General features: G+C 72.1%; 15 protein-coding genes. 6 read left to right on the top strand and 9 right to left on the bottom strand.

Annotated elements, in window-relative coordinates; all coding sequences use genetic code 11:
• Positions 1-3: 3 nt before the first annotated feature.
• Positions 4-3,732 (bottom strand): ABC transporter ATP-binding protein, encoded by a 3,729-nt coding sequence (locus OG776_RS26485; RefSeq protein ID WP_148008508.1) that lies wholly within the window; start codon positions 3,730-3,732, stop codon positions 4-6.
• A 556-nt stretch (positions 3,733-4,288) separates the two neighbouring features.
• Positions 4,289-5,224, bottom strand: a complete 936-nt coding sequence (locus tag OG776_RS26480) for a serine hydrolase (protein WP_329322639.1) — start codon at positions 5,222-5,224, stop codon at positions 4,289-4,291.
• 322 nt (positions 5,225-5,546) lie between these two features.
• Between OG776_RS26480 and OG776_RS26475 the strand changes: the two genes are divergently transcribed.
• On the top strand, positions 5,547-6,353 hold the full coding sequence (locus OG776_RS26475) for an endonuclease I family protein (protein WP_329322638.1): 807 nt from the start codon (positions 5,547-5,549) through the stop codon (positions 6,351-6,353).
• A gap of 136 nt (positions 6,354-6,489) precedes the next feature.
• Here the strand turns inward: OG776_RS26475 and OG776_RS26470 are convergent, their stop codons facing one another.
• The 3 genes from OG776_RS26470 to OG776_RS26460 form a co-directional block, all read right to left on the bottom strand.
• Entirely contained in the window at positions 6,490-8,178 is a 1,689-nt protein-coding gene (locus OG776_RS26470; RefSeq protein WP_329322637.1) for a thiamine pyrophosphate-binding protein, read from the bottom strand.
• On the bottom strand, positions 8,175-9,164 hold the full coding sequence (gene speB / locus OG776_RS26465; RefSeq protein WP_148008512.1) for an agmatinase: 990 nt from the start codon (positions 9,162-9,164) through the stop codon (positions 8,175-8,177). Before speB ends, OG776_RS26470 begins: the two co-directional genes overlap by 4 nt.
• A 368-nt stretch (positions 9,165-9,532) precedes the next feature.
• Positions 9,533-11,008, bottom strand: a complete 1,476-nt coding sequence (locus tag OG776_RS26460) for a sodium:solute symporter (RefSeq protein WP_329322636.1) — start codon at positions 11,006-11,008, stop codon at positions 9,533-9,535.
• Between the two features lie 259 nt (positions 11,009-11,267).
• Here OG776_RS26460 and OG776_RS26455 point away from each other — a divergent pair, with 259 nt between their 5' ends.
• The 4 genes from OG776_RS26455 (at position 11,268) to OG776_RS26440 (ending at position 16,637) form a co-directional block, all read left to right on the top strand.
• Positions 11,268-12,884, top strand: a complete 1,617-nt coding sequence (locus tag OG776_RS26455) for a PucR family transcriptional regulator (RefSeq protein ID WP_329322635.1) — start codon at positions 11,268-11,270, stop codon at positions 12,882-12,884.
• Positions 12,885-13,018: 134 nt separating this feature from the next.
• Positions 13,019-13,807, top strand: a complete 789-nt coding sequence (locus tag OG776_RS26450) for a phosphatase (RefSeq protein ID WP_148008515.1) — start codon at positions 13,019-13,021, stop codon at positions 13,805-13,807.
• A 1,410-nt stretch (positions 13,808-15,217) separates the two neighbouring features.
• Positions 15,218-15,958, top strand: a complete 741-nt coding sequence (locus OG776_RS26445; protein ID WP_148008516.1) for a Crp/Fnr family transcriptional regulator — start codon at positions 15,218-15,220, stop codon at positions 15,956-15,958.
• Between the two features lie 160 nt (positions 15,959-16,118).
• The gene (locus OG776_RS26440; protein ID WP_148008517.1) at positions 16,119-16,637 is read left to right on the top strand and encodes a hypothetical protein; all 519 of its coding nucleotides are present in this window, start codon (positions 16,119-16,121) and stop codon (positions 16,635-16,637) included.
• Positions 16,638-16,827: 190 nt separating this feature from the next.
• Here the strand turns inward: OG776_RS26440 and OG776_RS26435 are convergent, their stop codons facing one another.
• The 4 genes from OG776_RS26435 to OG776_RS26420 all read right to left on the bottom strand — a co-directional run bounded on the left by OG776_RS26435 (position 16,828) and on the right by OG776_RS26420 (position 20,714).
• The gene (locus OG776_RS26435) at positions 16,828-17,802 is read right to left on the bottom strand and encodes a cation diffusion facilitator family transporter (protein ID WP_148008518.1); all 975 of its coding nucleotides are present in this window, start codon (positions 17,800-17,802) and stop codon (positions 16,828-16,830) included.
• 71 nt (positions 17,803-17,873) lie between these two features.
• The gene (gene tesB / locus OG776_RS26430; protein ID WP_148008519.1) at positions 17,874-18,755 is read right to left on the bottom strand and encodes an acyl-CoA thioesterase II; all 882 of its coding nucleotides are present in this window, start codon (positions 18,753-18,755) and stop codon (positions 17,874-17,876) included.
• 47 nt (positions 18,756-18,802) lie between these two features.
• Positions 18,803-19,960, bottom strand: coding sequence for an acyl-CoA dehydrogenase family protein (locus tag OG776_RS26425; RefSeq protein ID WP_329326525.1), 1,158 nt, complete (start codon positions 19,958-19,960; stop codon positions 18,803-18,805).
• A gap of 157 nt (positions 19,961-20,117) precedes the next feature.
• On the bottom strand, positions 20,118-20,714 hold the full coding sequence (locus OG776_RS26420) for an SACE_7040 family transcriptional regulator (RefSeq protein WP_148008521.1): 597 nt from the start codon (positions 20,712-20,714) through the stop codon (positions 20,118-20,120).
• Between the two features lie 99 nt (positions 20,715-20,813).
• Here OG776_RS26420 and OG776_RS26415 point away from each other — a divergent pair, with 99 nt between their 5' ends.
• Complete coding sequence (locus OG776_RS26415; protein ID WP_148008522.1) at positions 20,814-22,430, top strand: carboxyl transferase domain-containing protein; 1,617 nt, start codon at positions 20,814-20,816, stop codon at positions 22,428-22,430.
• The last annotated feature ends 12 nt before the right edge of the window (positions 22,431-22,442 follow it).

The following is a 22,442-nucleotide window of genomic DNA, read 5'->3' as shown; positions in this document are numbered from 1 at the left end:
GCGTCAGGCGGTGGAGCCGACCGGCTCCTCCGGCCCCGGCGCCCCCACGAAGGTCCGCCACAGCGCCGCGTACCGGCCGTCGAGCAGCAGCAGTTCATCGTGCGTGCCGTCCTCCGCGACCCGGCCGTGGTCCATGACCACGACCCGGTCCGCCCGGGCGGCCGTGGTCAGCCGGTGGGCGACGACCAGGGTCGTACGGCGGCCGGCGAGCCGGTCGGTGGCCTGGTTGACCAGGTTCTCGGTGGCGAGGTCGAGCGCGGCGGTGGCCTCGTCGAGAAGCAGCACGTCCGGGTCGACGAGTTCGGCGCGGGCCAGCGCGATCAGCTGGCGCTGGCCCGCGGAGAGGTTCCGGCCGCGCTCGGCGACCTCGTGGAGGTAGCCGCCGTCCAGCGTGGCGATCATGTCGTGCGCGCCGACCGCGCGGGCGGCGGCCTCCACCTGCGCGTCGGTCGCGCCGGGCCGGCCGTAGGCGATGGCGTCGCGCACCGTCCCCTGGAAGAGATACGCCTCCTGCGGGACCACCCCGAGCCGGTGCCGGTACGAGGTGATGTCGAGGTCGCGCAGGTCGGTGCCGTCGACGGTGACCCGCCCGCCCGTCGGGTCGTAGAAGCGGGCGACCAGCTTCACCAGCGTCGACTTGCCCGCCCCGGTCTCGCCGACGAAGGCGACGGTCTGCCCGGCCGGGATGGTCAGGGAGACCTCGCTGAGCGCCTCCTCGTCGTCGCCGTACGCGAAGCCGACGTCCTCGAACGCGATGTCGCCGCGCAGGGAGAGCACCTCCTGCGGCTCGGCGGCGGCCTGTGTCGACGTCCGCTCCTGGAGCAGCTCCTGGATGCGGCCCAGCGACACCGTCGCCTGCTGGTAGCCGTCGAAGACCTGGGAGAGCTGCTGCACGGGCGCGAAGAACAGGTCGATGTAGAGGAGGTAGGCGACCAGCGCGCCGGTCGTCAGCGTCCCGGCGTCGACCCGGTGCGCGCCCACCATCAGCACCGCGGCCGCCGCGACCGACGACAGCAGCTGCACGAAGGGGAAGTAGACGGAGATCAGCCACTGTCCGCGGATGCGTGCCGCGCGGTAGTCGGCACTGCCCTCGGCGAACCTCCGGCGGCCCGAGCGCTCACGACGGAAGGCCTGGAGGATCAGCAGCCCCGACACCGACTCCTGGAGGTCGGCGTTGACCGCCGAGACGCGCTCGCGGGCCAGTTCGTACGCCTTCACGCTCGCCCGGCGGAAGAAGAACGTGCCGACGACCAGCGGCGGCAGGGTCACGAACACGACCAGCGCCAGCTGGACGTCGATGACCAGCAGCGCGCCCATGATCCCGAAGAAGGTGACGACGGAGACGAACGCGGTGACCAGGCCGGTCTGCAGGAAGGTCGACAGCGCGTCGACGTCGGTCGTCATCCGGGTCATGATCCGCCCGGTCAGCTCCCGCTCGTAGTAGTCGAGTCCGAGGCGCTGGAGCTGCGCGAAGATCTTCAGACGGAGCGTGTACAGGACCCGCTCGCCGGTCCGTCCCGTCATCCGCGTCTCGCCGATCTGCGCCGACCACTGGACGAGCACGGTGACCAGCGCCAGGGCCGCCGCGGCCCAGACCGCGCCGAGGGCCATCCGGGAGACGCCCTGGTCGATGCCGTGCCGGATCAGCACGGGCAGCAGCAGGCTCATGCCGGCGTCGACGGCGACCAGGCCGAGGCTCACCAGGAGCGGGAGCCCGAAGCCGCGCAGCAGCCGGCGCAGCCCGTACGACTCCTCGGGCGTGACCGCGCGGGCCTCGTCGACGGCCGGGGTGTCGGTGGCCGGGGGCAGCGCCTCGACCTGGGCGAGCAGTTCGGGCGTGGCCGGCATGCCCGCCAGCGCGTTGTCCCGGGGCTCGCGGTCACCGGTCCACAGCCGCGGGGTGACGCCGCGCTCGGCGTCGAACTCGGCGTCCAGTTCCTCCCGTACCGAGGTGTCCTCCGCGGCGGTCACGGGCTGGGCGTGTCCCGGGGAGACCCCGCCCAGCTCGTCCGGGTCGGTGAGGAGCCTGCGGTACAGCGGGGAGCGGTCCTGGAGCTCCTCGTGGGTGCCGATGTCGGCGAGCCGACCGCCGTCGAGCACGGCGATGCGGTCGGCGAGGTTGAGGGTGGAGCGGCGGTGCGCGATCAGCAGGGTCGTGCGGCCCTCCATGACCTGCTTCAGCGCCTCGTGGATCTCGTGCTCGACACGGGCGTCCACGGCGGAGGTGGCGTCGTCGAGGACGAGCAGGCGCGGGTCGGTGAGGATGGCGCGGGCGAGGGCGACGCGCTGGCGCTGGCCGCCGGAGAGCGTGAGGCCGTGTTCGCCGACCTTGGTGTCGTAGCCCTCGGGCAGTTCGGAGATGAAGCGGTCGGCCTGCGCCGCCAGGGCGGCCCGCTCGATCTCCTCCTGGGAGGCGTCGGGGCGGCCGTAGGCGATGTTGGCGCGGATGGTGTCGGAGAAGAGGAACGAGTCCTCGGGGACCAGGCCGATCGCGGCGCGCAGCGACTCCAGGGTGAGCTCGCGGACGTCGTGGCCGCCGACGAGGACGGCGCCGTGCGTGACGTCGTAGAAGCGGGGCATCAGCAGCGACACCGTCGACTTGCCCGACCCCGAGGAGCCGACGACGGCGAGGGTCTCGCCGGGCCGGATCTCGAAGCTCAGTCCGTTCAGCACCGGATGCGTCTTCGAGGTGCCCTCGTACGCGAAGGAGACGTCGTCGAACTCGACGGTCGCGGGCGCGTCGGCCGGGAGGGTCTTGGTGCCGTCCTGGATGACCGGCTCGGTGTCGATCAGTTCGAGCACGCGTTCGGCGCCGGCCCGGGCCTGCTGCCCGACGGTGAGGACCACCGCGAGCATCCGCACGGGTCCGACGAGCTGGGAGAGGTACGAGGAGAACGCGACGAACGTACCGAGCGTGATCTGTCCCCGTACGGCGAGCCAGCCGCCCAGCGCGAGCATCGCGACCTGGCCGAGGGCGGGCACGGCCTGGAGGGCTGGGGTGTACCGGGCGTTGAACCGGATGGTGCGCATCCGTCCGGCGAAGAGCCGCCGGCCGACCTCCCGGAGCTTCCCGGTCTCCTGCTCCTCCTGTCCGAAGCCCTTGACCACCCGGACGCCGCTGACGGCGCCGTCGACGACGCCCGCCACGGCGGCGGCCTGGGCCTGCGCGTACCAGGTCGCGGGGTGCAGCCGGGAGCGGCTGCGCTTGGCGACGACCCACAGGGCGGGGGCCACGGCCAGGGCGACCAGGGTGAGCGGCAGGGAGAGCCAGGCCATGATCCCGAGGGAGATCAGGAAGAGGAGCACGTTCCCGATGGTCATCGGGAGCATGAAGAGCAGGCCCTGGATCAGCTGGAGGTCGCTGGTGGCGCGGCCGACCACCTGTCCGGTGGACAGCTCGTCCTGCCGGCGTCCGTCGAGCCGGGTGATCGTGTCGTACATCTCGGTCCGCAGGTCGTGCTGGACGTCGAGGGCGAGACGGCCGCCGTAGTAGCGGCGGATGTAGGTGAGGACGTACACGACGACGGCCGCAGCTACCAGCGCGCCCGCCCAGGGACCCATGGACCGGGTGTGGTTCCCGACCACGTCGTCGATGATCACCTTCGTGATCAGCGGGACCACCGCGAGCACCGCCATGCCGCCGAGCGCGGACCCGAGCGCGAGCAGCACGTCCTTCGGGTACCGCCACGCGTACCCGGCGAGTCGCCGTGCCCATCCCCGCTGACCTGCCACGCCGGTGCCTTCCGTAGATCTCACTCCGCCGGAAGGGACCAACGCCGGGCGGAGCGGATTTCATCCCTCCGCAACAATTCTCCCCTCACCGTCCGTGGCAGTCGCACGCGCGGCGAGTACGGACGGGTGATCCCCGGGACCCGGGACGGGGTGACCCCCGGGTCATGGGGGCGCGGGCCGGGCGGCCGTTCCCGGGGGCGGGTTCACGGTGACCACGGCCCGGGACGGCGGGCCCGCACACGGCCCGAGACGGCCGTGGAGCAGGGTCCCGTCCCGGGTGCGGACCCGGACACCGAGCCGGTCACCGTCCCGGGTGCGGACCCTGGAGACCGTCCCCGGCCAGGACCGAAGCGGCCCGGCGCCGAAGCGGTCGGCCACGGCCACGCGCCGAGGCGGCCGCTCCTGGTACGAGCCGAGGCGGCCGCCCCCGGTCCTGGCCAGAACGGCCGGCCCGGTGCGGGTGGTGGTGAATCCCCGATGCCTTCGCGGTCGACGGGCTGATCGGCCGGGGCTGTTCGGCCCGGGGGCCTCTGGTGAAGGCCTGCCCTCGGCGCCGTCAGTTCGCGGGCGCGGGCACGACCGCTTCCTGCGGGGTGGCGGTGGGCACGTACCGCAGCGTGCTCGCGCCGCTCCTGGAGGTGGCCGGCACCAGGTCCTTGTGGATCGCCTTGGCCACGCCCTGGATCGTGCTGACGCCGTAGCTCATGGTGCTGTTCCCGTGGGTGAGCACGCTGATCATGTAGTCGTGACCGGCGCCGTCGAAGGTGCCGACACTGTGCACGCGCCAGCCGTGCGTGGAGCGCGACAGCCAGCCGTTCTTGACGTGCACGGCGACCGAGGAGGGCGCTCCGGCCGGGGTGCCCCAGCGCTGCGAGGAGATGACCTTGCCCATCAGCTTCAGCTCGTACGCGCGGGAGTTGTCGCTGAGCACCGAGTTCTTCGCGGTGAGCAGCGCGAGGAGCTTCTGCTCGTCGCGCACGGTGATCTGGGTGAGACCCCAGTAGCCGTTCGCACCCGGCTTGGTCTCGGTCATCCCCGCCGCGGCGAGGAAACCTTTCACCTTGGTCACGCCGAGCTGGTTCCACAGCGAGGTGGTCGCGGCGTTGTCCGACTTGGTGATCATGGCGGTGGCGAGCGTCGTCTCACGCGTGGTCAGGTACCGGTTGTGCTTCTTCGCGTCCCACAGCAGCGTCGCCAGCACGGTGACCTTGACCACGCTGGCGGAGTCGTAGGCGGAGGTCGCGCGCAGCGTGCACGTGGTCTTCGTCGTCCGGTCGTAGAGCCCGACGGCGACGGTGCCGGCCCGGTTCCGCAGGGCCGCGGTGATGTCCGTCTGCAGCTTGGCCGCCAGGCCCGCCTTCGCGGACGTGCAGCTGACCTGCGGCGCCGCGGCGGCGGAGGCCGGCGTCGCGGCCGCCGCGAACGGCACGATCACCCCGGCGCCGAGGCTCGCCGCGAGCACTCGGGCGCGCCGGGATATCCGGTGAGTCATGGAGGTTCCCCATCTCCTTCGACCAGTACGGGCACGCCTGCGGCGCACCCGACTGTCATGACTCGCAGAGGTGACCGAAAGTTGTACGCGCGTTCGCGGGGCGCCGAGCGGCCGTCACACCCGGCCGACCGCTCCCGCACCGCCTGACGTCGACCCCTTCCAGGACCCCCGGTGCCGCCCGGCCCGCCCGCCGCGCGCCCCGGAACGCGGCCTGCCGGATACCGACACGGAACCGACACCGCCCGTTCATTGCCCGCATCGCATGTCCATGTCAGGCTCCGGTTGCCTGCTCCGTCAACACGCGTAGAACGGACTCCCCACGATGCCCGCGACAACGCACACGCACCGCTGGAAGACGCTGGCGCTGACGACCTCCGCCGTCCTGGTGGGCCTCACCCTGCCGACGGTCACCGCGTCTCCCGCGAGCGCCACGAACACCTCGTACGACAGCACGTACTACAAGAACGCGGTCGGCAAGACCGGCACGAGCCTGAAGTCCTCGCTGCACACGATCATCAGCAGCCAGAGCAAGATCTCGTACGCCGCGGTCTGGAACGCGCTGAAGGTCACCGACCAGGACCCGAACAACAGCAACAACGTGATCCTGCTGTACAGCGGCGTCTCCCGCAGCAAGTCCCTCAACGGCGGCGACGTCGGCGACTGGAACCGTGAGCACACCTGGGCCAAGTCGCACGGCGACTTCGGCGAGGTGACCGGCCCCGGCACCGACCTGCACCACCTGCGCCCCGCGGACGTCCAGGTCAACGGCGTCCGCGGAAACCTGGACTTCGACAACGGCGGCAGCGCGGTCACCAACGGCGGCGGCAGCAAGGTGGACTCCGACTCGTTCGAGCCGCGCGACACCGACAAGGGCGACGTGGCCCGCATGATCCTCTACATGGCCGTGCGCTACGACGGCGGCGACGGGTTCGCCGACCTGGAGCCGGACGAGAAGGTCAACAACGGCAGCGCCCCCTACATCGGCAAGCTCTCCGTGCTGAAGCAGTGGAACGAGCAGGACCCGCCGAGCGCCTTCGAGGAGAAGCGCAACCAGGTCATCTACGACACCTACCAGCACAACCGCAACCCGTTCATCGACCACCCGGAGTGGGTCGAGGCGATCTGGTAGCCGGGCCGGTCCCGCGACGGCTCGGCCCGGCCACCGCTCGATGCGGTGGCCGGGCCGAGAGGTCACCCGGGACACACGATGGCCCTACCGCGCGGGGCCGTACCGCGCGCGGGGGCCGGTCGTGTCCGGCGGCCGCTCAGCCGTCGAGGTGCGTGGGCGCGAACATCCGCAGGACCGCCGGGAGCACCACCACCGACGGACCCGGGGTCGCCAGCGCCTTCGACAGGTCCGCGGCGAGGCTCCCGGGGCTCGTCCGGATCCCCGGGACGCCGAAGGACTCGGCGAGGGCCACGTAGTCCGGGCGCGCCAGCTCCGTCGCCGTCGCCTCGCCGAAGGCGTCGGTCATGTACTCGCGCAGGATGCCGTAGCCGCCGTCGTCGATGATCAGCCAGGTGACGTCGAGGCCGTACTGCTTCGCCGTCGCCAGCTCGGCGATGGAGTACAGCGCGCCGCCGTCGCCGGACACCGCGAGCACCGGACGGGAGGGGTCGGCCGCCGCCGCGCCCAGCGCCGCCGGGAAGCCGTAGCCGAGACCGCCCGCGCCCTGCGCCGAGTGCATGGTGTTGGCACCGCGCGGGTCGAAGGCCGACCAGGCCCAGTACGCCAGGATCGTCATGTCCCAGAAGGACGGGGAGCGGTCCGGCAGGGCGCGCCGCACGGACGCCAGCACGTCCTGTTCCAGGGTGAGTTCCTGCCCGGCGATGCGCTCGCCGACCCGGGCGAGCAGGGTGCGCACGCGCTCGGGCGCCGTCGGGTCGGGTCGCTCGTCGACCGTCTCCAGCAGCGCGGAGAGCGCGAGCCTGGCGTCGGCGTGGATGCCCAGGGCCGGATGGTTGGACTCCAGCTTCCCGAGGTCGGCCTCGATCTGGATCACCCGGCCGCGGGGTTTGAACGTGTGGTAGTTCGAGGAGAGTTCACCCAGGCCGGAGCCGACCACCAGCAGGACGTCGGCGTCCTCCAGGAGGTCGGTGGTGTGCCGGTCCTCCAGCCAGGACTGGAGGGACAGCGGGTGGTTCCAGGGGAACGCGCCCTTGCCGCCGAAGGTGGTGACGACGGGGGCGTCGAGCCGCTCGGCGAGCAGGCGCAGCTTCCCGGAGGCGTCCGCCCGTACGACACCGCCGCCCGCGATGATCGCGGGGCGGGCGGCCGTGGACAGCAAGTGGGCGGCGACCGCGGTCAGTTCGGGGCGCGGGACCACCTCTTCCGGGGCCGCGTCCATCGCGGTCACCACGGGCAGGGAGGTCTCGGCGAGGAGGACGTCCTGCGGGATCTCCACCCACACCGGCCCGTGCGGGGCCGTCAGCGCCGACTCCCAGGCCGCGGCGAGCGCGGAGGGGATCTGGGACTGTGAGCGGACTGTGTGCACGGACTTCACGACACCCCTGAACGAGGCCTGCTGGTCCGGGAGTTCGTGCAGATAACCGTGGCGCCCGCCGCCCAGGCCGGCGGTGGGGATCTGGCTGCTGATGGCGAGGACCGGTGCCGAGGCGGCCCGTGCCTCCTGGAGGGCGGCGAGCGAGGTCAGCGCGCCGGGGCCGGTGGAGAGCAGCAGCGGCGCGGCCTCACCGGTGATCCGGCCGTAGGCGTCCGCCGCGAACCCCGCGTTGTTCTCGACGCGCAGTCCCACGTACTGGAGCGAGGAGCGGCGCAGCGCGTCGAACATGCCGAGCGCGTGCTGGCCGGGCAGCCCGAAGACGGTCGTCGCGCCGAGGCCGGAGAGGGTCTCCACGACCAGGTCTCCGCCGTTGCGGCCGGGGGGCGGATCGAGCGCGGCCTCCGTCTGCGCCGCGGTCGGACGGAGTACCAGGTCGTGGTCGTGGGTCACTTGGTCCGGGCCTCCGCGATCTGGCGGGACATGATCGTGGTCAGTTCGTACGCCGTGTGGGACGCGGCGACGGCGGTGATCTCGGCGTGGTCGTAGGCGGGCGCGACCTCGACGACGTCCGCGGAGACCAGGTTGCAGGAGGACAGTCCGCGCAGGATCTCCAGGAGCTCGCGGGAGGTCATGCCGCCCGCCTCCGGGGTGCCGGTGCCGGGGGCGTGCGCCGGGTCGAGGCAGTCGATGTCGATGGAGATGTAGAGCGGGCGGTCGCCGATGCGCTGGCGCAGCTGGTCGGCGACCTCGTCGGCGCCGCGGCGGTAGATGTCCGCCGAGGTGACGATGCCGAAGCCCATCTTCTCGTCGTCGGTGAGGTCCTGCTTGCCGTAGAGCGGGCCGCGGGTGCCGACGTGGGAGAGGGCCGAGGTGTCGAGGATGCCCTCCTCGACGGCGCGGCGGAACGGGGTGCCGTGGGTGTACTCGGCGCCGAAGTAGGTGTCCCAGGTGTCGAGGTGGGCGTCGAAGTGGAGCAGGGCGACCGGGCCGTGCCTCTTCGCCACGGAGCGCAGCAGGGGCAGCGCGATGGTGTGGTCGCCGCCGAGCGTCATCAGGCGGGCGCCGGTGCCGAGCAGCTCGTCGGCGGCCGCCTCGACCGTCTCCACGGCCTCGTTGATGTTGAACGGGTTCGCCGCGATGTCACCGGCGTCGGCGACCTGGGCGAGGGCGAAAGGGGACGCGTCCTGCGCGGGATTGTACGGGCGCAGCAGCCGGGAGGCCTCGCGGATCGCGTTGCCGCCGAAGCGGGCGCCGGGCCGGTAGGAGACGCCGGAGTCGAACGGCACGCCGACGACGGCGACGTCGGCGGTGCCGACCTCGTCCAGGCGCGGCAGCCGGGCGAAGGTCGCGGGGCCGGCGTACCGCGGGACGCGGGACGAGTCGACGGGGCCGCGGGGCTGACCGCCGCCTGCTGCCGGGTTCTCGGTGCTGCTCATCGTCGGACTCCTCCAGGTGATACCCGTGATGCGTGGTACGGGTGGTACGTCTTCCAGTGTCGCGGACCCCGACTGCCGGAGTCCGCCCGGCCCGGCCGCCCCCCGACGACCGGCCCAAGTCTCTTCACCCCCTCCGAGCCCGTAGGCCCGGCCCCCGCGTCACACCCCCACCCAGGGCAACCGCTTCGGAAGCGCCAGGGGCAACCCCCTCAGGGGCGCCGGGGCCATCCCCATCAGAAGCGCCAAGGACAACCCCCTCAGGGGCGCGGGGAACTGCGCGACCAGCCACGGACGACCCGCGGCCGACCACACACCCCGCCCCGCAGGGCCGGTCCGGGGCCCGGAGCCCGGCCCTCAGGAATTCACGGTCACGCCGACACCTCCGCCGCCTCCGCCGGAGGCACCCCGCGCCCCGCCACCCGCTCGCGCCAGGCCCGCAGCACCGCCGGGTCGGTCGCGGGTGTGGCCAGGGACACGGCGACGTACACGACCAGCGAGGCCGACAGCCCGAGGTACACCGGCTCGTTCGCGAGGATGCCGAACGACGCCATCAGCCCGACGACCGAGAGCCCGCCGACCACCACGGAGGCCAGCGCACCCTGCGCGGTCCCGCGCTTCCACAGCAGGCCGCCGAGGATCGGCACGAGCAGCCCGCCGACGAGCAGGTTGTACGCGACGGTCAGCGCCTCGACGACGTTGTTCAGGGCGATGGCGGTGCAGATCACCGCGACACCCATGACGAGGATGAACGCCCGGTTGCCCTTGACCTCGTCGTGGTCGCCGCCGTGCTCCCCGTCCGGGCCCGAGGACCGTACGGCCCCGCGCAGCCGGGACCAGATGTCGTTGTTGGCGACGGTGGCGCAGGCGATCAGCGCGCCGGAGGACGTCGACATGACGGCCGCGAGCGCCGCGGCGAGCACCAGCCCGCGCACCCCGACCGGGAGCTCGTCCTTGACGATGGTCGCGAAGGCGGCGTCGGCGCTGGGCAGCTTGGGGTACATGACCTTGGCCGCCGTGCCGATGACGGCGCCCGCGACGGCGTACACCAGGCAGTACGTGCCGGCGACCGTGCCGCCCCACCGCGCCGTGGTGTCGCTGCGGGCGGTGAACACGCGCTGCCAGATGTCCTGGCCGATGAGCATGCCGAACGTGTAGATCAGCACGTAGGTGAAGATCGTCTCGCCGCCGATGCCCAGCGGGTCGAAGTACTCGGTGGGCAGCTTGGCCTTCATCTCGCTGAACCCGCCGGCCTTGACGACCGCGATGGGCAGGAGCAGGAGCAGCACACCGACGGTCTTGACCACGAACTGCACCATGTCGGTGAGGGTGATCGACCACATGCCGCCGAGCGTCGAGTACGCGACGACGATCGAGCCGCCGATGACGATGGCGAGCGTCCGGTTCATGTCGAAGAGGACGTCGAAGATCGTGGCGTACGCGATGGTCGAGGTCACCGCGAGCATCAGGGTGTACGCCCACATGACGACGCCGGAGACGACACCCGCCCGGCCGCCGTAGCGCAGGTCGAGCATCTCGGAGACGGTGTAGACCTTCAGCCGGGCGATGCGGGCGGAGAAGAAGACGGAGAGGGCGAGGAGGCCGAGGCCGATGGTGATCACCATCCAGGCCCCGGAGAGCCCGTACTGGTATCCGAGCCCGACGCCGCCGATGGTGGAGGCTCCTCCGAGCACGATCGCGGCCATGGTCCCGGAGTACATCGCGGGCCCGAGCCGGCGGCCGGCGACGAGGAAGTCGCTCTTCGACTTGGCGCGGCGCATGCCCCACCAGCCCATGGCCAGCATGCCGGCCAGATAGACGACGATCACTGTGTAGTCGACGGCCATGCGGGGCCCTCCTTCGCGCACTCTCGGTGGCGTGTCGTGCAGATACGGACGGGGACGCGGCCGGGGCGAGCGCGGCCCGGCCGGGAAACCCCGCGGCGGACCCGCCGGCGGATGCCCGCCCGGTCGGTGCGGCAGCGGACCGCGGGGACATACGCCCGTACCCGCGGCTGCCGACGGCACGACCCTAGGTGGCCGGAAGGCGACTCTGAAGTGTACTTTTCATCCATTGCCGCTGAACCGGATGGAGGGAATGTCCACCATGCCGGACGCATCCGCCTCGCCCGTCCCACCCACCTCGTCCACGCCGTCGGCCTCACCGGCTTCCCCCGGACCGGCCGCCGCGTCCGCCCCGTCGGCGCCGTCCGCTCCGTCCGCACTGCCGGTTCCGCCCACCCCGCCCGTCCCGCTGAGCGCGCTGCTGGCCCGTGAGGACCTGGCCCTGCGCCGGATCGCCGGCCCCGCCGACCCGGACACGGTCATCCACTGGGCGCACACCTCGGAGATGGCGGACCCGTACCCGTACCTGCTGGGCGGCGAGCTGCTGCTGACGGCGGGGGTGCACGTCCCGGAGGCGGCGGGTCCGGCCGGGGACGACGCGGACCCGGCCCGCTCGCTCCGGGCGTACTTCGACGGCTATGTCTCCCGCATCGTCGCGGCGGGCGGCGCGGCGCTCGGCTTCGGCGTGGCTCCGGTGCACGACACGGTTCCGGACGCGCTGGTCGAGGCCTGCGACGCCCAGGGCCTCCCCCTGATCGAGGTCCCGCCCGAGACGACCTTCTCGGGGGTGGCCCGCGCGGTCTGGCAGCTGATGGCCCAGGCCCGCCTGGCGGAGCTGCGCCGTGTCACCGAGGCGCAGCAGAGCCTGGCCGCGGCGGCGGCCCGCCCGGACCCGGTGCCCTCGGTGCTGCGCCGGCTGGCCCAGCGGGTCTCCGGGCGGGCGGTGCTGTACGGGCCGGAGGGGGCGGAACTGGCGGGTGCCGGACGCGCCCTGGACCCGCCCGTCGCGCGCGCCCTCGCGGGACTCGCGGCCGTGGTGCGCCCCGGCGGGGCACAGGACCCGGCCCCCTCCTCCGCCAGCGACACCGTCGGGGGCCGCCATCTCGCCGCCTACGCCCTCGGCGGCGGCCGCGGCTTCGTCCTCGGTGTGGCGGCGCCGCACCGCGACCCCGGGGACCACACCATCGCCTCCGTGGCGGCCGTACTGCTCTCCCTGCTGACCGGGGAACAGCAGAGCGGGAGCGGCGCGGCCCGGTCGGCGGCGCTCGTGCGGCTGCTGCTCGGGGCCGCGCCGGAGACGGTCGCCCCGCTCCTCGGCGGGGACCGGTGGACCGTCGTGCACGCGCGGCCCACGGCGGACGGTCCCGCTCCGGACACCGTCGCCGCCTCCGCGCTGGGCACCGCCCTGGGCTCCGCGCTCATCGACGCCGGCGGCGACGTCGTACGCGTCCTCGTCCCCGGCGGCCACCAGCCCGCCGCCCAACCCGGCTGGACCTGCGGGGTCAGCGCTCCCGTCGGCCCGCACGAGTGGGCGCTCGCCGACACCCAGGCCGCCCGGGCGCTGGCCCGCGCGCGGGCGACCCGTACCGCGCTGGTGCGCCACGCGGAGCGTCCCGCGCTCGCCGATCTCGTCCCCACGGCCGACGCCCGGGCCCACGCCCGCGCCCTGCTGGCACCGATCGCGGCGACCCCGGCCCTCACCGAGACGCTGCGCACCTGGCTCTCCCTGCACGGCAGTTGGGACCGCACCGCGGTGGCCCTCGCCGTGCACCGCAACACCGTGCGGCAACGCGTGGCGCGCTGTGCGACGTTGCTGGGGGCCGACCTCGACGACGCCGACGTGCGCATGGAGTTGTGGTTCGCGTTGCGCGAGGGGTGAGCGGGCGCCGCGGTGCGGTGCGGCGGCCGGGACCGCCGTCACCGCCGCGCCCGCGCGCCGCCCTCCCGAGTGACGCACGTCCCAGGGCTCGGGACAGCCGTCCCCCGGACGGGACGCCCCGGCACAATGGGGGCATGCCAATATCCGGGACCCCCAACCGCAGCGAGCTCGTCGACCACCTCGTACGGACGCGTATCGCGGGCGACGTCGCCACGCCCCGCGAGAACAACCTCTCCCACTACCGCAAGCTCGCGAACGGCGACCGCAACTTCTGGCTCGGCCTGGAGCTCGGCGACCGCTGGACCGACGAGCAGGACGTCCTCGCGGTGATGGCGGAGCGGTGTGGTGTGAACGACGACCCGGAGTACCGGTACGGGCAGGACACCATCGACCCGGAGCTGACGGTCGACGCCCTGGACCGGATGGCGGCGCGGCTGCGCAAGGCGGCGGCCGCGAAGGAGCGCGTGCTGTTCGCGACCGGGCATCCGGGCGGTCTCCTCGACGTGCACCGCGCGACCGCCGCCGCGCTGCGCGCCGCGGGCTGCGAGATCGTCGTCGTCCCCGACGGGCTGCAGACCGACGAGGGGTACGTCTTCCAGTTCGCGGACGTCGCGGTGCTCGAACACGGTGCCACGCTCTGGCACACCCACTCGGGCGAGCCGATGCGCGCGATCCTCACGGGCCTGGAGCGGGAGGGCCGTCCGCTGCCCGGTCTGGTCGTCGCCGACCACGGCTGGGCCGGCTGCGCGGGCCAACTCGGCGTCGACTCCATGGGCTACGCCGACTGCAACGACCCGGCCCTCTTCCTCGCCGAGGCCGAGGGCACCGTCCAGGTGACCGTCCCGCTCGACGACCATGTGACGAGTCCCCGGCACTACGACCCGATGACGGCGTATCTCCTCAACGCGGCGGGCCTCGCCTGACGGCCGGCACGGCACACGTGTGGGACCCCTCACACAGGACCGCCAAGAGAAGTGACGGAAAGTAATCGAATGGACATGGTGCGTATGCGCGCCGGTCGTGCGCCGCGGGAGCCCCTCATCCTCCCGACTCACCGCCGGCGCCCGCCTGTTGGCGATGCGTCAGGTCCCGACAAGGACTTCGCGGCGCGTTCGACGAGCCGGACGCCCCGCCTCCGGCGGCCCCGCGCCCGAAACACGCACACCCCGAAAGAAATCACGGAAGGCCACTCACCACCGCCTTCCGGAGCCCTTTCGGGCACCTTTCCGCGAGGAAAAAGAAGCCCTTGATTCCTGACACCCCTCCGTCGCGCGAAACCACGGAAAAGGGCCGGAGGCAGCCACTCGTCCGGTCGCCCGCGGGAAGGTAAGCGGCGACATTAACGCACTTTACCGAACGCTTATTCATTCGTCTCTCGAACGACTTATCGAACAGACCCGCCGGTATGACACCCGGTGTCCACCGATCCACACCGATCCCGATGTGATCGTTATTCACTCGCGCCCTCCCGGTATGAGTCACGAACGAATCGAGCCATGGGACAAAATCCACCCAGTACACCAAAAGGGACTTAGGGTGCGGCTCGACGGCGTGACCCGCTTCCGCGACGGGACGCGGTCAAGTCCGGCCCGCGAACCCCTCACCAGAGGGGAATCCACCCGGCACCTCCTTGACGGAGTGACCTTTTCGCAGCTCATGGTGTTTACTGGAAGTCGGTCTGAGCCTTGGTGGGTCCAGACCCTTTCCTGGCGGCCTCGGGGGTGGTTCCCCGGGGCCGCCTTGTTTTCCTCCGCGTTCACACAAGAGCCCCTCGCCGCTCATCCGCGGGAAATATCCAACCGCTCACGCGTGAATTGTTCAGCCATTCCGGTATGCGCGCGACTCCCCCTCCCTCCGGCAAAGACGGAGCGTGACCATAACCGTACTCAGCGCAGTCGGAGCAAAGAAAACCCTCCCCCAAAGGGTTTGTTTTCTCCTCTCCTCCGAACCTCCACGCGCGGGGAAATTCCGGGCCGCCGCACATGCGTGACTGGCGATTTCCGCGCGGAGGGAGGTAGTTTGTCGATGTAGCGCCTTCGCCTCGCGTGCGGACCTAAACCAGCCGGACGACCAAGCGACGGAGAGGGCTCTGGACCCACCAGCCCGGGTGCGTCCGCCGACCCGGCGGACGCACCCGGTCCCCTGTTTTTCCCCAGCGGGAAGGACCTCGGAACCGATGCACACCGCCGTCGCCGCCGGCGTCGCCACGCCGAAAACGCTCGCCGAACCGGCCCCCGGCACTCCCCGGCCGACACAGCGTCACCCTCACCAGCCGGCACGGCCGTCCGGCCGCCCCGCACCGTGCGGTACGACCGGAGCGGGGGAGTGACCGGATGCCTCCCAAGGTCGACGCCTTCCGCACCAGCGAGGTCCTGAGGGGCCGTCAAGCGATGCCCGAGGGCAGCTTCCTGCGCCATCTCCCCGACGACACATGGCCGTTGTTCGTCAGTGCCTGGGGCCTGGACGCCCGGGTCTACGAGCGCGACGAGGAACTGCCCCTCGGACCCGACGACAAGAACGTCTACATCATCCTCGGCGGCTGCGTCCTCCAGGAGCGCTTCCCCCTCGGCGCGGCGGCCGCCTCCACCAGGATCACGAGGTTCCGCGGCGTCGGCGAGGTCGTGGGCGAGGCCAAGCTGATCGCCCCCGAAGCGGCCGTCACCACCGTCTGCCTCGCCACGACCTGGGTCATGCCCTGTCCCGCGCAGCGGATGAACGTGCTCCTGCGCCGACAGCCGAGGGCCCAACAGGCCCTGCTGTGCAGCCTGGAGGACCGCAACCGCAGCGACGAGATGATCTACTGCACGCCGAACCGCTCCCCCGTGCAACGGGTCGGCGGCCTGCTCCTGCGTCTGGCCGGGATCGCCGGGCGGACGAACTCCGCGGACCCCGGACAGGTCACCATCCTGGGACCGACCCAGCGGGACATCGCCGACGCGCTCCTGATGGGCGTCTCCACCGTCGAGAGCGCGGTCCGCGCCCTGCGCGACACCCATGGGGTGATCACCAGCAGGTACCGGCAGTTCGTGGTGACGGACCTGCACGCGCTGCGCGACATCGCCCTGTCCTCGTAACCGCCGCGACCGCTCCACGTCCTCCTCCCGAACCGCTCCACGTCGCCATGGCCGCCCCCGCCCCCGCGGGCCGCGGCGACCGGCCCCAGCCCACGACCTTCCACGGTGCGCAGGCCATGTGCAGGCCCACGCGCGCCCCCACGAACGGATCGGATCGACGATGATCCTCAGCCCGACCACCCTGGCCGCCGCCACCGGTGCCGGCTCCCCGCCGGTGACCGCCCTGCTCGGCGCGGTCACCGCCACCGCCGCCATCCTCGGGCTCCGCCACGGCCGGCAGGTGTTCGCCTGGATGAAGAAGACCCGCGACACCGACGACGACGCCAAGGACCTCGCCGACGCCGACAGTTATCTCAAGGAGACGTTCGAGAAGCTCTGCGAACTCGCGCAGAAGCCCTGCGGGGCCACCGAACTCGCGCCGCTGAGAAGGCTGCGCAACCTCATCAAGGCCTCCGCCGACCAGCTGGAGGTGATCCGCCCCGACCTGAACGAGGTCGCCGAGCACGTCGAGACCTATCTCGCCACGGCCCTCCCCCCGTGCACCGGCCCGGTGAGGGTGACCCCGGCCGAGCTGGACGGCCACCGGGAACGGGCGATGCGTCAGGAGCACGCCCGTATGGAACTCGAACGCGCCGTGAGCCGGGCCCAGCAGCGGATCCGCGTCCTGCGCAAGCCCTGACCGGCAGGCCGGATGCCGGTCCGGGCAGGACCGGCGCCGGAGCTGACGGCGCCGGGGCCGGAGCGCCGCACGCCAGGTCCGGAACCGGACACGCGGCAACCGGACACGCCGGATCCGGAACGAACCACGCCGTGCCGGGTCCGGACACCCTGGTGTCCGGACCCGGCACGGGTCTCCCGGCGGACGGCCCTCAGGGCCAGGGGTTCAGCCCCTCGGCCCGGCGCTGGGCGTGGCCCGGGGTCGGGTCCAGGTAGACCCGGCTCACCACCGGGAACGCCTCCCGCAGGCGCTGTTCGGCCTGTTCGCAGGCCCATTCGATCTGGGCGGCGGTCGACACGTCACGGAAGTCGACCTTGGCCGCGACGAGCGCCTCGCGCGGTCCCTGGATCAGGGTCGTCAGCTCCAGTACCGCCTCCACGTGCGGCACCGTGAGCAGTTCGGCCCGGATGCCCTCCCGGACGGTCTTCGGCAGCGGTCGCCCGATGAGCAGTTCCGCGTTGGAGCGGCCGAGGACCCAGGCGACGTAGAGCAGCAGGAGACCGATGCAGAGGGACGCGAGGGCGTCCCAGACACCGGAACCGGTGAGCTGCCCGCCGAGCAGTCCGCCCGCGGCGAGGACGAGGCCGATCAGCGCGGCCGAGTCCTCCAGCACCACGGCCTTGACGGCGGTGTCCGGGGTGTGGCGGAGGTAGCGCCTGAAGGGCGCCCCGATCCGCGCCGCCTCGCCGCGTGCCTGCCGTACGCCGGTGCGCAGGGAGTAGCCCTCCAGCAGGAAGGCGACCGCGAGCACGACGTACGAGACGAGGGGGTCGCCCGGTTCCTCGCCCGCGACGAGGGTGTGCACCCCGTCGTAGAGGGAGAACACCGCGCCGCCGACGAAGGTCGCGACCGCCGCGAGCATCGCCCAGATGTAGCGTTCGGGCCCGTATCCGAGGGGGTGTTCCTCGTCGGCCGGTTTCTCGCTGCGCCTGAGGGCGGTGAGCAGCAGTACCTCGGTGACCGTGTCGGCCACCGAGTGCGCTGCCTCGGACAGCATCGCGCTCGATCCGCTGATGACGCCCGCGACCGCCTTGGCCACCGCGATCCCGAGATTGGCGAGGGCGGCGACGATCACCGTGGCCGTGCTCTCGCCGGCACCGCCGTCGTCCCGTGCAGCTTCAGTCATGCCCCAGTCTTACCGGGGATCAGGAGCTCACGGTGCGGCGGGCGGACGGCGTCCGCGCGGCGGGACGGCCCTCAGCGGGGGATGCGGACCACGCCCTCCTGGATCACAGAGATGGCCAGCCGGCCGTCCCGCGTGTAGATCCGGGCCTGGCCGAGGCCGCGGCCCCCGGACGCGGACGGGGACTCCTGGTCGTACAGCAGCCATTCGTCGGCGCGGAAGGGCCGGTGGAACCACATCGCGTGGTCCAGAGAGGCCCCGACGACGTCACCGGTGACCCACCCGCCGCGCCCGTGCGCGAGCAGGATGGAGTCGAGGAGCGTCATGTCGGAGACGTAGGTGGCGAGGACGACGTGCAGCAGGGGTTCGTCGACGGCGCCGTCGAGCTTGCCGTTGGTGCGGAACCACACCTGGGAGTGCGGTTCGCGGGTCTCGCCCACGGTGCCGTAGGGCGGCGGGTCGACGTAGCGCAGGTCGACGGACTCGCGCGCCTCCAGGAGGCGTTCCACGACGTCCGGGTCCTTGAGGACGTCGGCGTAGCGCGGCAGCAGCTCGGCGGCCGTGGGCAGCGTCTCGGGGTCGGGCGCGGGCGGCATCGGGGCCTGGTGCTCCATGCCCTCCTCGTACGCCTGGAAGGACGCGGAGAGGTGGAAGATCGGCTGCCCGTGCTGGACGGCGACCACCCGGCGCGTGGTGAAGGAGCGGCCGTCGCGGATGCGGTCCACCGAGTACACGATGGGAGCGCCGGGGTCCCCGGCACGCAGGAAGTAGGCGTGCAGGGAGTGGGCGAAGCGGTCCTCGGGGACCGTGCGCCCCGCCGCGACCAGGGCCTGCGCGGCGACCTGCCCGCCGAAGACCCGGGGGACGACGGCGGAGCGGGACCGGCCGCGGAAGATGTCCTGCTCGATCCGCTCCAGGTCGAGCAGATCGAGCAGGGACTGCAGTGCCTGACTCATGCTGTCAGTTGTACCGCGCAGTTGTTTCCGGTGATCCTTCTCGGGCCTTACAGACCCATGTCCTTCGCGATGATCGACTTCATGATCTCGCTGGTGCCGCCGTAGATCCGGTTGACGCGGTTGTCCGCGTACAGGCGGGCTATGGGGTACTCGTTCATGAAGCCGTAGCCGCCGTGCAGCTGGAGGCAGCGGTCGATGACGCGGTGCGCGACCTCGGTGCAGAACAGCTTGGCGCTGGCGGCCTCGGCCGGGGTCAGCTCGCCCTTGTCGAGGGCTTCCAGGGCGCGGTCGGCGACGGCCTGCGCGGCGTCCACCTCGGCCTGGCAGGCGGCCAGCTCGAACTTGGTGTTCTGGAAGTGCGAGACCGGCTTGCCGAAGACGGTGCGCTCCTGGACGTACTCCTTGGCGAATCGGACGGCGGCCGCGGCCTGCGCGTACGCGCCGAAGGCGATGCCCCAGCGCTCGGAGGGCAGGTTGCCGCCGAGGTAGTAGAAGCCCTTGTTCTCCTCGCCGAGCAGATCCTCGACGGGCACCTTCACGTCGACGAACGCCAGCTCGGCGGTGTCGGAGGTCTTCAGGCCGAGCTTGTCGAGCTTGCGGCCGACCGAGTAGCCCTCGGACTTGGTGTCCACGGCGAACAGGGAGATGCCGAAGCGGCGGTCCTCGGCCGTGGGCGCGGAGGTGCGGGCGCAGACGATGACCCAGTCGGCGTGGACCCCGCCGGTGATGAAGGTCTTGGCGCCGTTGAGGACGTAGTGCGTGCCGTCCTCGGAGAGCTTCGCGGTGGTCTTCATGCCGGCGAGGTCGGAGCCGGTGCCCGGCTCGGTCATCGCCAGGGCCCACATCTCCTCGCCGGAGACGAACTTCGGCAGCCACTTCTTCTTCTGCTCGTCGGTGGCGAGCATCTTGATGTAGGGCAGGCCGAGCAGGACGTGCACGCCGGAGCCGCCGAAGGAGACGCCCGCGCGGGCGGTCTCCTCGTACATCACGGCCTCGAACTTGTACGAGTCGATGCCGGCGCCGCCGAACTCCTCGTCGACCCGGATGCCGAAGACACCGAGCTCGGCGAGCTTGTAGTAGAAGTCGCGCGGCGCCTGGCCGGCGGCGAACCACTCGTCGTAGACCGGAACGACCTCGGCCTCGATGAAGGCCCGCAGGGTCTCCCGGAACGCCTCGTGGTCCTCGTTGAACACCGTACGGCGCACCGCCGCCTCCTCCGCCTGGATACCTGACGCATGTCTAAGCGCTTGCTCAGACATCAGGTTACCCGCCGGTCACGACGGCCGTCCAGAGCCATCGGCCCCCCGCGGCCCATGACGCTCGTCACGCCGGGGGCGGCCCGCCGCGCGTCCGGCGCCCGGGTCACCGCGCCCCGGCCGCCGCCTCGAACGCCCCCAGGGCCATCCGGTGCAGCAGGGCGGCCGTCCCGCCGCGCCCGGGCAGCACGCCCGGCCGTCCCAGGTGGGGCGTCGAGTTCAGCAGCCCGAACACCGAGTGCACCGCCGAGCGGGTGGTGGGTTCGGTGAGGGCCGGGTACACCTCACGCACGACCTCCACCCACAGCTCGACGTACTGCCGCTGGAGCTGCCGCACCAGCTTGCGGTCGCTGTCCCGCAGGCGGTCCAGCTCGCGGTCGTGCAGGGTGATCAGCGGACGGTCGTCCAGCGCGAAGTCGATGTGCCCCTCGATGAGCGAGTCGAGGAGCGCCTCCGGACCACCGCCGGCCTCCGCCACCCGGCGCTTGCCGCCCGTGAGCAGCTGTCCGCTGATGCCGACGAGCAGCTCGGCGAGCATCGCGTCCTTGCCCGGGAAATGCCGGTAGAGACCGGGGCCGCTGATGCCGACGGCCGCCCCTATCTCGTCCACGCCGACCCCGTGGAAACCGCGCTCGGCGAAGAGCCGGGCGGCCTCCTTGAGGATCTGCTCGCGTCGGGTGGGGGCGTCGGTTCTCGTGGCCATGAAAACAATTCTAGACAGGGAGGTTAGCGGTCGTTAACCTGGACGACATGCGTTAACGCTCATTAACTGGTCGACCACTGGGCGAGGGGACCGCAGGACATGCACGAAGCACCGGAGCTGACGAGCGCGGCCGATCCCGCGTCGGAGGCCTGGCGGGCCAACGAGGCGGCTCATCAGGCCCTCGGCGAGGAGCTGCGCGCCAAGCTCGCCGAGGCGCGGCTCGGCGGCGGCGAGCGGGCCCGGCAGCGCCACACCGCACGCGGCAAACTGCTGCCGCGCGAGCGCGTGGACCAGCTGCTGGACCCGGGATCGCCGTTCCTCGAACTGGCGCCCCTGGCGGCGCACGGGATGTACGAGGGACAGGCGCCGGCGGCCGGCGTGATCGCCGGGATCGGCCGGGTCAGCGGCCGCGAGTGCGTGATCGTCGCCAACGACGCCACCGTCAAGGGCGGCACGTACTACCCGATGACGGTCAAGAAGCATCTGCGCGCGCAGGAGGTGGCGCTGGAGAACCGCCTCCCCTGCGTCTATCTCGTGGACTCCGGCGGAGCCTTCCTGCCCATGCAGGACGAGGTCTTCCCCGACCGCGAGCACTTCGGGCGGATCTTCTACAACCAGGCGCGGATGTCCGGTGCTGGCATCCCGCAGATCGCCGCCGTCCTCGGTTCGTGCACGGCCGGCGGCGCGTACGTCCCCGCGATGAGCGACGAGGCCGTGATCGTCCGCAACCAGGGGACGATCTTCCTGGGCGGGCCGCCCCTGGTGAAGGCCGCCACGGGTGAGGTCGTCACGGCCGAGGAGCTGGGCGGCGGCGAGGTCCACGCACGCGTGTCGGGCGTCACCGACCACCTCGCCGAGGACGACGCGCACGCGCTGCGCATCGTCCGGAACATCGCGGCCACCCTCCCCGCGCGCGGGGCGCTGCCCTGGGAGGTCGCGCCGTCCACCGAGCCCAAGGTCGACCCGTTCGGCATCTACGGCGCCGTGCCGGTCGACTCGCGCACCCCGTACGACGTGCGCGAGGTCATCGCGCGCGTGGTCGACGGTTCGCGGTTCGCCGAGTTCAAGGCCGAGTTCGGGCAGACCCTGGTCACCGGTTTCGCCCGGATCCACGGGCACCCGGTCGGCATCGTCGCCAACAACGGCATCCTGTTCTCGGAGTCCGCCCAGAAGGGCGCCCACTTCATCGAGCTGTGCGACCAGCGCGGTATCCCGCTGGTGTTCCTGCAGAACATCTCGGGCTTCATGGTCGGCCGCCAGTACGAGGCGGGGGGCATCGCCAAGCACGGCGCCAAGATGGTCACGGCGGTGGCCTGCACCCGCGTCCCGAAGCTGACCGTGGTGATCGGCGGATCGTACGGCGCGGGCAACTACTCGATGTGCGGCCGGGCGTACTCGCCGCGCTTCCTGTGGATGTGGCCCGGCGCGAAGATCTCCGTGATGGGCGGGGAGCAGGCCGCGTCCGTCCTCGCGACCGTCAAGCGCGACCAGCTGGAGGCGCGCGGCGAGTCCTGGCCCGCCGAGGAGGAGGACGCCTTCAAGGCCCCGATCCGCGCCCAGTACGAGGACCAGGGCAGTGCCTACTACGCGACGGCCCGCCTCTGGGACGACGGTGTGATCGACCCGCTGGAGACCCGGCAGGTGCTGGGTCTCGCCCTGACCGCGTGCGCCAACGCGCCCCTGGGGGACCCCCAGTTCGGCGTCTTCCGGATGTGAGGGACCTCTGAC

Source organism: Streptomyces sp. NBC_01689 (assembly GCF_036250675.1).
Classification (GTDB): domain Bacteria; phylum Actinomycetota; class Actinomycetes; order Streptomycetales; family Streptomycetaceae; genus Streptomyces.
The sequence above is the reverse complement of the archived record's forward strand: the minus strand, read 5'-3'. Positions and strand labels throughout refer to the sequence as shown.

What these genes read in the sequence shown, in the direction of transcription:
- tesB (WP_148008519.1), bottom strand. Translation starts at nt 18,755, where the DNA reads ATGAGTCAGGCACTGCAGTCCCTGCTCGATCTGCTCGACCTGGAGCGG.
- OG776_RS26415 (WP_148008522.1), top strand. Translation starts at nt 20,814, where the DNA reads ATGCACGAAGCACCGGAGCTGACGAGCGCGGCCGATCCCGCGTCGGAG.
- OG776_RS26440 (WP_148008517.1), top strand. Translation starts at nt 16,119, where the DNA reads ATGATCCTCAGCCCGACCACCCTGGCCGCCGCCACCGGTGCCGGCTCC.
- OG776_RS26435 (WP_148008518.1), bottom strand. Translation starts at nt 17,802, where the DNA reads ATGACTGAAGCTGCACGGGACGACGGCGGTGCCGGCGAGAGCACGGCC.
- OG776_RS26460 (WP_329322636.1), bottom strand. Translation starts at nt 11,008, where the DNA reads ATGGCCGTCGACTACACAGTGATCGTCGTCTATCTGGCCGGCATGCTG.
- speB (WP_148008512.1), bottom strand. Translation starts at nt 9,164, where the DNA reads ATGAGCAGCACCGAGAACCCGGCAGCAGGCGGCGGTCAGCCCCGCGGC.
- OG776_RS26480 (WP_329322639.1), bottom strand. Translation starts at nt 5,224, where the DNA reads ATGACTCACCGGATATCCCGGCGCGCCCGAGTGCTCGCGGCGAGCCTC.
- OG776_RS26420 (WP_148008521.1), bottom strand. Translation starts at nt 20,714, where the DNA reads ATGGCCACGAGAACCGACGCCCCCACCCGACGCGAGCAGATCCTCAAG.
- OG776_RS26455 (WP_329322635.1), top strand. Translation starts at nt 11,268, where the DNA reads ATGCCGGACGCATCCGCCTCGCCCGTCCCACCCACCTCGTCCACGCCG.
- OG776_RS26475 (WP_329322638.1), top strand. Translation starts at nt 5,547, where the DNA reads ATGCCCGCGACAACGCACACGCACCGCTGGAAGACGCTGGCGCTGACG.
- OG776_RS26445 (WP_148008516.1), top strand. Translation starts at nt 15,218, where the DNA reads ATGCCTCCCAAGGTCGACGCCTTCCGCACCAGCGAGGTCCTGAGGGGC.
- OG776_RS26450 (WP_148008515.1), top strand. Translation starts at nt 13,019, where the DNA reads ATGCCAATATCCGGGACCCCCAACCGCAGCGAGCTCGTCGACCACCTC.